The following is a 10,834-nucleotide window of genomic DNA, read 5'->3' on the forward strand; positions in this document are numbered from 1 at the left end:
CCGCCGGTGACCGGTTCGGCCGCCGGCTGCGGTCCGCGCCGGCGCTGCTGGTCGACCGGTTCCGGCGGGTACGGGCGGGCGCGGGACTGGCCGCCCAGGCGGGGCTCGCCGCCGGCCTCTCCTGGTGGGTCGCGGACTCGCTGCTGGACATCGCGCAACCCGTCTTCGCCCCGATCTCCGCGGTCGTGGCGCTCGCCGCCTCGGTCGGCCAGCGGGTGCGCCGTACCGTCGAACTGATCATCGGGGTGGCGGTCGGCATCCTGATCGGGAATGTGCTGATCGGCCTGGTCGGGATCGGCGCGTGGCAGCTCGGTCTCATCGTCGCGCTGGCCGTGGTGGTGGCGGCGTTCGTCGGCCGCAGCCCGGCGCTGGTGGTCCAGGCCGGGGCGACGGCGGTGCTGATCGGCACGCTGACGCCGACGGTGCCGAACCTGGAGGCGCCCCGGGTGCTGGACGCGCTCATCGGCGGCGGGGCGACCCTGCTGGTGACGGCGGTGCTGCTGCCGCTGAACCCGTTGCGGATCATCAACCGGGCCGCCGGCCCCGCCCTGGACCTGCTGGCCGAGCAGTTGGACCACACCGCCGACGCGCTGCGGGAGCGGGACGCGGAGGCGGCGCGCGTCGCCCGGGACCGGTTGCGGAACAACAAGAAGGAGATGGGCTCCTTCGGTGAGGCCGCGCAGGGCGCGCGGGAGGCCGCCACGCTCTCACCGGTCTACTGGACCGCCCGGGAGGGACCGCTCGGCCGCTACGCCCAGGCGGTCGAGCCGGTGGACCGGGCGATGCGCAACAGCGGGACGCTGATCCGCCGGGCGGTCACGTTGATCGCGGACGGTGAGCGGGTGCCGGAGACCATGCCGGTCGCGGTGGGGGCGCTTGCCGACGCGGTCCGCACGTTGCGCAAGGAGTTCGCCCGAGGCACGCCGGAGGCGACCCGGTGCCGGGAGTCCGCGCTGCGCGCGGTCGCCGAGGCCGGTCGCGCCTACCGGGCCGGCGTCGACTTCTCCGGCGCGGTGGTGGTCGCCCAGGTGCGGACGGCGGCCAGTGATCTCCTGGTCGCCACCGACGTCGACCAGGAGGAGGCGAACCGCCTGGTCCGCTCGGCGTTCGGCCCGCTCGACCCGCCCGGGACCGGCGGTCCGCCGGCGCGGGACGGGTGACGCCGTTGCTCCCCTCCTGCGGGCCGGCCGGGCGTGACGGCCCTCACCCGCCGCCGGGCCGGCGTGAAAAGCGCGTCAAGAAACCGCCGGCCGGCGTGATGGTCGCGTTATAGCCCCTGTCCGTCGGCTCGACCTGGCGTTTTGATTGCCCGGCGCGACCGGGAGGCGGTCGCGAGGACATCGTCCGCTAGGAGAGGTCAGCCGTGTCTGACGTGCTGTTCGTGTTGCTGACGGTGGGGCTGTTCGCGGCTCTCGCCCTCGTGGTGAGGGGTGTGGAGAAGCTGTGAGCGCCGTCAACGCCGTGGGCCTGGTGCTGGCGATCGGTCTGGGCGTGTTCCTGGTCGTCGCCCTGCTGTTCCCGGAGCGCTTCTGATGAGCATGACAACAGCCGGGGTGCTCTTCGTGCTGTCGCTGGTGGTGGCGCTGGTTGCCGTCTACCGGCCGTTCGGCGACCACATGTACCGGGTGGTCTCCGGCACCCGGTCCGCCCGCGTGGAGCGGGGAATCTACCGCCTGGTCGGGGTCAACCCGGCCGCCGAGCAGACCTGGGGCGTGTACGCCCGCAGCGTGCTGGCCTTCTCGGCCGTCTCGATCCTGTTCCTGTACGCCTTCCAGCGCCTGCAGAACCACCTCTGGCTCTCGCTGGGCTTCGACCCGGTGATCACCCATGGTGCGTGGAACACCGCGGTCTCGTTCGTGACCAACACGAACTGGCAGTGGTACTCGGGTGAGTCGACCATGGGTCACCTGGTGCAGATGGCCGGCCTGGCGGTGCAGAACTTCGTCTCCGCCGCGGTGGGCATCGCCGTCGCGGTGGCGCTGGTCCGGGGCTTCGCCCGCAGTCGTACCGGCGAGCTGGGCAACTTCTGGGTCGACCTGACCCGGATCGTCCTGCGGATCCTGCTGCCGATCGCGGTGCTCGGCGCGCTCGCCCTGATGATCGGCGGCGCGGTGCAGAACCTGTCCGGCGGCACCGACGTGACCACGCTGACCGGCGGCACCCAGACCATCACCGGCGGGCCGGTGGCCAGCCAGGAGGTCATCAAGGAGCTGGGCACCAACGGTGGCGGCTTCTACAACGTCAACAGCGCCCACCCGTTCGAGAACCCGACCACCTGGACGAACTGGATCGAGATCTTCCTGATCCTGCTCATCCCGTTCAGCCTGCCCCGGGTCTTCGGTCGGATGGTCGGGCAGAACCGGCAGGGCTACGCGATCGCCGCGGTGATGGCGATCCTCGCGTTGGCCAGCATCACCCTGACCAACGTGTTCGAGCTGACCGGCAACGGCACGGTGCCGCAGGCGGTCGGCGCGGCCCTCGAAGGCAAGGAGGTGCGGTTCGACGTGTCGAACTCGGCCACCTTCGCCGCCGCCACCACGCTCACCTCGACCGGCGCGGTCAACTCGTTCCACGACTCGTACACCGCGCTCGGCGGCGGGATGTTGCTCGGCAACATGATGCTCGGCGAGGTCGCCCCGGGCGGTGTCGGCGCCGGCCTGTACGGCCTGCTGATCCTCGCGGTGATCACGGTGTTCGTCGCCGGCCTGATGGTCGGCCGTACGCCGGAGTACCTGGGCAAGAAGATCGGCTCGCGCGAGATCAAGTTCGCCTCGATGTACTTCCTGATCACCCCGGCGCTCGTGCTCACCGGCACCGCCGCCGCGTTCGCCACCGGCAACAACTCGACCGCGCTCAACGTCGGCCCGCACGGTCTCTCCGAGGTGCTCTACGCGTTCACCTCGGCGAGCAACAACAACGGCTCGGCGTTCGCCGGCATCACCGTGAACACGCCGTGGTGGAACACCGCGCTGGGCCTGTGCATGCTGCTCGGCCGGTTCCTGCCGATCATCTTCGCGCTGGCGCTGGCCGGCTCGCTGGCCCGCCAGCATCCCACGCCCGCGTCCGAGGGCACCCTGCCCACCCACCGGCCGCTCTTCGTGGGCATGGTCGTCGGCGTCACGGTGATCCTCGTCGCGCTCACCTTCCTGCCCGCGCTCGCGCTCGGCCCGCTGGCCGAAGGGCTGTGACCACCATGAGAGACAAGGACATGACGGCACCTTCCGACACCGCCGACGCGCCGACCCCCGGCACGCCGGCCACCCAGGGCGACCGGGTCGGCGGTGGCCTCCTCGACCCGAGGCAGCTGGTCCGGTCGCTGCCGGACGCGCTGCGCAAGCTCGACCCGCGGACCCTGTGGCGCAACCCGGTGATGCTGATCGTCGAGATCGGCGCGCTGTTCACCACCGTCCTCGCGGTCGCCGACCCGTCGGTGTTCGCACTCGCCATCACGATCTGGCTCTGGCTGACCGTGGTCTTCGCCAACCTGGCCGAGGCGGTCGCCGAGGGCCGGGGCAAGGCCCAGGCGGACACGCTGCGGCGGGCCAAGCAGGACACCATCGCCACCCGCCTGCTCGGCTGGGCTCCGGGCGCGGCGGCCAACCGCTACCGCGACGAGGCGGTGCCCGCACCGCAGCTCAAGCAGGGCGACATCGTCCTGGTCGAGGCCGGACAGATCATCCCGGGCGACGGCGACGTCGTCGAGGGCATCGCCAGCGTCGACGAGTCGGCGATCACCGGCGAGTCCGCTCCGGTGATCCGGGAGTCCGGCGGCGACCGCAGCGCGGTCACCGGCGGCACCCGGGTGCTCTCCGACCGGATCGTCGTGAAGATCACCCAGAAGCCGGGGGAGAGCTTCATCGACCGGATGATCGCCCTCGTCGAGGGCGCCAACCGGCAGAAGACCCCGAACGAGATCGCACTCAACATCCTGCTGGCCGCGCTGACGATCATCTTCCTGCTCGCGGTCGTCACGCTCCAGCCCTTGGCGATCTTCTCCAAGGCCTACCAGGCCGCCGCGCCGAACACCCAGGCGATCACCGACTCCGGTGTCACCGGCATCGTGCTGGTCTCCCTGCTGGTCTGCCTCATCCCGACCACCATCGGCGCGTTGCTGTCCGCCATCGGCATCGCCGGCATGGACCGCCTCGTGCAGCGCAACGTGCTCGCCATGAGCGGCCGGGCGGTCGAGGCGGCCGGCGACGTCAACACGCTGCTGCTGGACAAGACCGGCACGATCACCCTGGGCAACCGGCAGGCCGCCGAGTTCCTGCCGGTGGCCGGCGTGGACGCGGCCACGGTCGCCGACGCGGCGCAGCTGTCCAGTCTGGCCGACGAGACGCCCGAGGGGCGCTCGGTGGTGGTGCTGGCCAAGAACGAGTTCGGGCTGCGAGAGCGCGAGCCCGGTCTGATCCCGCACGCCACCTTCGTGCCGTTCACCGCGCAGACCCGGATGAGCGGCGTCGACCTGGCCGGTGACGGCGGCGTCGGCGACCGGCAGATCCGCAAGGGCGCCGCCGCCGCGGTCATGAAGTGGGTACGCGAGAACGGCGGCCACCCGACCGAGCAGGTCGGTGAACTGGTCGACGCGATCAGCGGCACCGGCGGCACCCCGCTCGTGGTCGCCGAGCACACCGCCGGCGAACCGGCCCGGGCGCTGGGCGTCATCCACCTCAAGGACGTCGTCAAGGCCGGCATGCGCGAGCGTTTCGACGAGATGCGCCGGATGGGCATCCGGACCGTGATGATCACCGGTGACAACCCGCGGACCGCCAAGGCCATCGCCGACGAGGCCGGCGTGGACGACTTCCTCGCCGAGGCCACGCCGGAGGACAAGCTCGCCCTGATCAAGAAGGAGCAGGAGGGCGGCCGGCTGGTCGCCATGACCGGTGACGGCACCAACGACGCGCCGGCGCTGGCCCAGGCCGACGTCGGGGTCGCCATGAACACCGGCACGTCGGCCGCGAAGGAGGCCGGCAACATGGTCGACCTCGACTCCGACCCGACCAAGCTGATCGAGATCGTGGAGATCGGCAAGCAGTTGCTGATCACCCGGGGCGCGTTGACGACGTTCAGCATCGCCAACGACATCGCGAAGTACTTCGCGATCATCCCGGCCATGTTCGCCGGCATCTACCCCGCGCTGGACACGCTGAACGTGATGCGGCTGGCCAGCCCGACGTCGGCGATCCTCTCCGCGGTCATCTTCAACGCGATCGTCATCGTCGCGCTGATCCCGCTGGCCCTGCGGGGCGTCCGCTACCGCCCGGCCAGCGCGTCGGCGCTGCTCAGCCGCAACCTGCTGCGGTACGGGCTCGGCGGCATCGTGGTGCCGTTCGTCGGCATCAAGCTCATCGACCTGCTCATCCAGTTCGTCCCGGGGATCTCGTGATGCGCCTTCCCAGTTGGCTCTCCCAGCATGTGGCCGCCCTGCGCGCGGTGCTCGTCTTCACCGTGCTGCTCGGCCTGGCCTACCCGCTCGCCCTGGTCGCCGTGGGCCGGATCCCCGGCCTCGACGGCAAGGCCGACGGGTCCCTGATCGAGGTCGGCGGCAAGACCGTCGGCAGCTCGCTGATCGGGCAGTCGTTCACCGACGCGGACGGCAACCCGGTCCCGCGCTACTTCCAGTCCCGCCCGTCCGCCGCCGGTGACGGCTACGACCCGACCTCCACCGCGGCCAGCAACCTCGGCCCGGAGAGCGTGGTGGACACGCTGGCGGCCGACCCCGCCGACTCCACGCCGAGCCTGCTCACCCAGGTCTGCGCGCGCAGCAAGGCGGTCGGCGAGCTGGACGGCGTGGACGGGCGGCGCCCGTACTGCACGCCGGACGGGGTGGGTGCGGTGCTGGCCGTGTTCCGCGCCGACGGACTGACCGGCAGAATCACCCGGGTGGTGAGCGTCAACCAGGTCGCGCCGGCGACGCCGTTCGTGTCGACGTGGCAGGGCGTCCCGGTCGAGCTGGCCCAGCCCGACCAGGACTACGTGGCCGAGGGTGGTGTCGTCACCCCGGTCCGGGGGGACGCGCCGGCGGAGCCGGCCGTGCCGGCCGACGCCGTCACCGCCAGCGGCAGCGGCCTCGATCCGCACATCTCCCCGGCGTACGCGGAGATCCAGGTGGCCCGCGTGGCGCGCGAGCGCGGCGCGGACCCGGCGGCGGTCCGCAAGCTGGTCGAGGAGCACACCACCGCGCGGTCGCTCGGCTTCATGGGCGAGCCCGGCGTGAACGTGCTGGAACTCAACCTCGCGCTGGACGAGAAGTACCCGGCGCGCTGACGCCGGCAGCTGTTAAGAAGGGGCCCCGCCTCTACCGAAGGCGTTAAGCGGGGCCCCTTCCTTCTCACTCAGGGAGGATGGGGCCGTGGGCAGGGGCGAACTGCGGATCTACCTGGGTGCCGCCCCGGGGGTCGGCAAGACCTACGCCATGCTCGAGGAGGCCCAGCGCCGGGCCGAGCGTGGCACCGACGTGGTGGTCGGCCTGGTCGAGACGCACGGCCGGCCGCACACCGCGGCGATGGTCGGCGACCTGGAGGTGGTGCCGCGCCGGTCGATGACCTACCGGGGCGCCGACTTCACCGAGATGGACCTCGACGCGGTGCTGGCCCGCCGCCCCGAGGTGGTGGTGGTGGACGAGCTGGCCCACACCAACGTCCCCGGCTCCCGGCACGACAAGCGCTGGCAGGACGTCCAAGAGCTGCTCGACGCCGGGATCAGCGTGCTCTCCACGGTCAACGTCCAGCACCTGGAGTCGCTCAACGACGTCGTCGCGCAGATCACCGGCACCACCCAGCGGGAGACCGTGCCGGACCAGGTGGTCCGCGCCGCAGAGCAGGTCGAGCTGGTGGACATGACGCCGGAGGCGCTGCGCCGCCGGATGGCGCACGGCAACATCTACCGGCCCGACAAGATCGACGCGGCGTTGGGCAACTACTTCCGGGTCGGCAACCTCACCGCACTGCGCGAACTGGCGCTGCTCTGGCTGGCCGACAAGGTCGACGAGCAGCTCGACGCGTACCGGGCCCAGCAGGGCATCTCCGCGACCTGGGAGGCGCGGGAGCGGGTGGTCGTCGCGCTCACCGGTGGCCCGGAGGGCGAGACGTTGATCCGCCGGGCCGCCCGGATCGCCGCCCGCAGCAAGGGCGCCGACCTGCTCGCCGTGCACGTGGCCCGCAGCGACGGGCTGGCCGACGCGGACCCGGTCCAGCTGGCCCGGCAGCGGGTGCTGGTGGAGAGCCTCGGCGGCACCTACCACCAGGTGCTCGGCACCGACATCCCGGCCGCGCTGCTCGACTTCGCCCGCGGGGTCAACGCCACCCAGCTCGTGCTCGGCGCGAGCCGGCGGGGGCGGTTCGCGCAGGTCCTCTCCCGCGGCGTCGGCGTGACCACCACCGCGCTCTCCGGTGCCATCGACGTGCACCTGGTCACCCACCCCGAGGCGGGGCGCGGGCGTCGCGGGGCCGGGGTGCCCGCCGCGCTGTCCCGCCGTCGCCGGCTGCTCGGGTACGCGCTGGCCGTGCTCGGCATGCCGCTGCTCACGCTGCTGCTGGAAGCCCTGCCCGACCTCACCCTCACCAACGACATCCTGCTCTTCCTGGCCGGCGTGGTCGGGGTGGCGCTGGTCGGCGGGCTGTGGCCGGCACTTGTCGCCGCGCTCGGCGGATCGCTGCTGCTCAACTGGTTCTTCACCCCGCCGTACCGCACGCTGACCATCGCCGAGGCGGACAACCTGCTCGCGCTCGGCGTGTTCGTCGGCGTCGCCGTCGCGGTCAGCTGGGTGGTGGACGTGGCGGCCCGGCGTACCCGGGAGGCGGCCCGCGCCTCGGCCGACGCGCAGACGCTGGCCACCGTCGCCGGCAGCGTGCTGCGCGGCGAGCGTCCGCTGCCCGCCCTGCTGGACCGGCTCCGGGAAACGTTCGGGCTGCGCGCGGTGAGCGTGCTGGAACTGACCGCCGAGGCCGAGGGGCGGCCGGCCCGGTCCCGGGAAAAGGGCTCGTGGCGGGTGGTGGCCGGCGTCGGCGACGACCAGCCGGGCAGCCCGAGCGCCGGGGAGACGGTGGTGCCGGTCGACGACCGGCTCAGCGTGGTGCTCGCCGGCCGGCGGCTGGAGGCCGCCGACCGCCGGGTGGTCGAGGCGTTCGCCGCACAGGCCGCGCTCGCGCTGCGCCAGGAACGCCTCGCCGAGGAGGCGGCCACCGCCCGACCGCTGGCCGCCGCCGACCGGATGCGGACCGCGCTGCTCGCCGCGGTCAGCCACGACCTGCGCACGCCGCTCGCGTCGGCCAAGGCCGCGGTGAGCAGCCTGCGCAGCCACGACGTGGAGTTCGACGCCGATGACCGGGAGGAGCTGCTGGCCACCGCCGACGAGTCGCTGGACCGGCTGGGCCGGCTGGTGGCGAACCTGCTCGACATGAGCCGGTTGCAGGCCGGCGCGCTGGGCGTCACCGCCACCGCGGTCGGGCTGGAGGACGTCGTACCCCGGGCCCTGGACGAACTGGGCGCGGCGGCGGCCGAGGTGACCACGGACATCGCGCCGGACCTGCCGGCGGCGCTGGCCGACCCCGGCCTGCTGGAGCGGGTGCTGGTCAACATCGTCGCCAACGCGCTGCGGCACAGCCCGCCCGGGCGACCGCCGACGATCACCGGCAGCGCGCACGCCGGCCAGGTCGAGCTGCGGGTGATCGACACCGGGCCGGGCATCCCCGAGGACCAGTGGGAGCACGTCTTCCTGCCGTTCCAGCGCCTCGGCGACCGGGACAACCAGACCGGGGTGGGGCTGGGTCTGGCGCTGTCCCGTGGTCTCGCCGAGGCGATGGGTGGCAGCATCACCCCGGAGACCACGCCGGGCGGCGGTCTCACCATGGTGCTGCGGCTGCCGGCCGCCACCGAGCCGGAGGGGCCGCAGGAATGACCCGCATCCTGGTCGTCGACGACGAGCCGCAGATCCTGCGCGCCCTGCGGATCAACCTGCGCGCCCGGGGCTACGACGTCGAGGTGGCCGACACCGGGGCCGCCGCGTTGAAGGCCGCCGCCGGCCACCCGCCGGACCTGGTGGTGCTCGACCTCGGCCTGCCCGACCTGGACGGCACCGAGGTGATCCGGGGCCTGCGCGGCTGGACCGGCGTGCCGATCATCGTGCTCTCCGGGCGGGCCGGCAGCGAGGACAAGGTGGCCGCGCTCGACGCGGGCGCCGACGACTACGTCACCAAGCCGTTCGGGGTGGACGAGCTGCTCGCCCGGATCCGCGCGGTGACCCGGCGGCTCGCCCCCGCCACCCCGGCCGCGCCGGCGCTGCGGATCGGCCGGAACACCGTCGACCTGGCCGACCGGACCGTCACCCGGGACGACGGCGTCGAGGTCAAGCTCACCCCCACCCAGTGGGCGATGCTGGAGAAGCTGCTGCGCAACCCCGGCAAGCTGGTCAGCCAGCGACAGCTGCTGCACGACGTGTGGGGGCCGGAATACCAGCAGGAGACCAACTACCTCCGGCAGTACATGGCGCAGTTGCGCCGCAAGTTGGAGGACGACCCGGCCCGGCCCCGGCACCTGATCACCGAGCCGGGGATGGGCTACCGCTACCGGCCCTGACGTTTGCCCCGGCGCCGGTGGGGGACTCGGCGAGCCGGCCGAGCGGCGGGGGAGGGGCATGGCGGACAACCGGTCCTCTGAGGGTTTCGGTCGGCAGCTGGACGAGCACGCCATCGACGCCGGCGCGGCCGAGCCGGAGCGGCCCGCCGGGCTGGTCGACAGCGGGGTCTACGTCGACGGCGTCCGGCGGGCGTCGCCGGTCAGCCTCGCCGACACGTTCCGCTGCCTCCAGCAGCTGGACGCCGCGATGGCCTGGATCGGGCTGCGCCGGCCCAGCCGGGAGCAGGTCGCCTCGCTGGCCGCCGAGTTCCAGCTCCCCGAGCTGGCCGTCGAGGACGCCATCAACGCCCACCAGCGGCCGAAGCTGGAACGGTACGGCGACACCCTGTTCGTGGTGCTGCGCGCCGCCCGCTACCTGGACGCCCGGGAGGCGGTCGAGTTCGCCGAGCTGCACCTCTTCCTCGGGCCCGGCTTCGTGATCACCGTCCGGCACGGGGGCACGCCCGACCTCGTGGCCGTCCGCCGTCGGTTGGAGGCGGAGCCGGCGGTGCTCGCGCTCGGCCCCGAGGCGGTCCTCTACGCCGTGCTCGACCGGGTGGTCGACGGTTACGCCCCGGTGGTGGCCGGGCTGGAGAACGACATCGACGAGATCGAGACCGAGGTGTTCGGCGGCGACCCGAACGCCAGCCGCCGCATCTACGAGCTGAGCCGCGAGGTGATCCAGTTCCAGCGGGCGACCCGGCCGCTGCTGAAGGTCGTCGACGCGCTCACCCACGGCTTCGACCGCTACGGCACCGACGAGGAGCTGCGCCGCCGGCTGCGTGACGTGGCCGACCACCTGACCCAGGTGGTGGAGCGGATCGACGGCTTCCGGCACCTGCTGCAGAACATCCTCACCGTCAACGCCACCCTGGTCTCGCAGGCGCAGAACGAGGAGATGCGCAGCCTGACCGCGGCCAGCTTCGAGCAGAACGAGGAGATCAAGCGGGTCTCCGCCTGGGCGGCGATCCTGTTCGCGCCCACCCTGATCGGCACCGTCTACGGGATGAACTTCACCCACATGCCGGAACTGGGCTGGCGCTACGGCTATCTCTTCGCGGTCGTGCTGATGCTCGCCGTCTGCGGCGCGCTCTACCTGCTGTTCAAGCGCCGCGGCTGGCTCTGAGCGGGGCCGCCCTCCGGTCCCGCAGCGCGACCGCGGCCAGCACCGCCGTGCCGGCCAGCGCGGCGGCGGGCGCGACCACCAGCCCGTACC

General features: G+C 72.8%; 8 protein-coding genes. All 8 read left to right on the forward strand.

The features are described from left to right. Nucleotides 1-26: 26 nt before the first annotated feature. The 8 genes from HUW36_RS16060 (at nucleotide 27) to HUW36_RS16095 (ending at nucleotide 10,744) form a co-directional block, all read left to right on the forward strand. Nucleotides 27-1,160, forward strand: coding sequence for an FUSC family protein (locus tag HUW36_RS16060; protein ID WP_174528920.1), 1,134 nt, complete (start codon nucleotides 27-29; stop codon nucleotides 1,158-1,160). A gap of 283 nt (nucleotides 1,161-1,443) precedes the next feature. Further along, complete coding sequence (gene kdpF, locus HUW36_RS16065; protein WP_036343797.1) at nucleotides 1,444-1,533, forward strand: K(+)-transporting ATPase subunit F; 90 nt, start codon at nucleotides 1,444-1,446, stop codon at nucleotides 1,531-1,533. Continuing rightward, the gene (kdpA, locus tag HUW36_RS16070) at nucleotides 1,533-3,188 is read left to right on the forward strand and encodes a potassium-transporting ATPase subunit KdpA (protein ID WP_174528914.1); all 1,656 of its coding nucleotides are present in this window, start codon (nucleotides 1,533-1,535) and stop codon (nucleotides 3,186-3,188) included. The genes kdpF and kdpA overlap by 1 nt, the downstream gene beginning before the upstream one ends. A gap of 20 nt (nucleotides 3,189-3,208) precedes the next feature. Beyond that, on the forward strand, nucleotides 3,209-5,389 hold the full coding sequence (gene kdpB / locus HUW36_RS16075; protein WP_174528915.1) for a potassium-transporting ATPase subunit KdpB: 2,181 nt from the start codon (nucleotides 3,209-3,211) through the stop codon (nucleotides 5,387-5,389). Beyond that, on the forward strand, nucleotides 5,389-6,270 hold the full coding sequence (locus tag HUW36_RS16080; protein ID WP_174528916.1) for a potassium-transporting ATPase subunit C: 882 nt from the start codon (nucleotides 5,389-5,391) through the stop codon (nucleotides 6,268-6,270). Before kdpB ends, HUW36_RS16080 begins: the two co-directional genes overlap by 1 nt. An 85-nt stretch (nucleotides 6,271-6,355) precedes the next feature. Then, nucleotides 6,356-8,902: a sensor histidine kinase gene (locus HUW36_RS16085; protein ID WP_174528917.1), complete on the forward strand. Its 2,547-nt coding sequence runs from the start codon at nucleotides 6,356-6,358 to the stop codon at nucleotides 8,900-8,902. After that, nucleotides 8,899-9,579 carry a response regulator gene (locus HUW36_RS16090; protein WP_174528918.1) on the forward strand — a complete coding sequence of 227 codons (681 nt, stop codon included), beginning with the start codon at nucleotides 8,899-8,901 and terminating at the stop codon, nucleotides 9,577-9,579. The genes HUW36_RS16085 and HUW36_RS16090 overlap by 4 nt, the downstream gene beginning before the upstream one ends. A 58-nt stretch (nucleotides 9,580-9,637) precedes the next feature. Then, the gene (locus HUW36_RS16095; RefSeq protein ID WP_174528919.1) at nucleotides 9,638-10,744 is read left to right on the forward strand and encodes a magnesium and cobalt transport protein CorA; all 1,107 of its coding nucleotides are present in this window, start codon (nucleotides 9,638-9,640) and stop codon (nucleotides 10,742-10,744) included. The last annotated feature ends 90 nt before the right edge of the window (nucleotides 10,745-10,834 follow it).

Origin of the sequence: Micromonospora maritima, assembly GCF_902825405.1 — a bacterium.
GTDB classification, from domain to species: Bacteria; Actinomycetota; Actinomycetes; order Mycobacteriales; family Micromonosporaceae; genus Micromonospora; species Micromonospora maritima.

Excerpts from the sequence above, each read along its gene's own strand:
- HUW36_RS16090 (WP_174528918.1), top strand. The coding sequence starts at position 8,899 with ATGACCCGCATCCTGGTCGTCGACGACGAGCCGCAGATCCTGCGCGCC.
- HUW36_RS16080 (WP_174528916.1), top strand. The coding sequence starts at position 5,389 with ATGCGCCTTCCCAGTTGGCTCTCCCAGCATGTGGCCGCCCTGCGCGCG.
- kdpA (WP_174528914.1), top strand. The coding sequence starts at position 1,533 with ATGAGCATGACAACAGCCGGGGTGCTCTTCGTGCTGTCGCTGGTGGTG.
- HUW36_RS16095 (WP_174528919.1), top strand. The coding sequence starts at position 9,638 with ATGGCGGACAACCGGTCCTCTGAGGGTTTCGGTCGGCAGCTGGACGAG.
- kdpB (WP_174528915.1), top strand. The coding sequence starts at position 3,209 with ATGACGGCACCTTCCGACACCGCCGACGCGCCGACCCCCGGCACGCCG.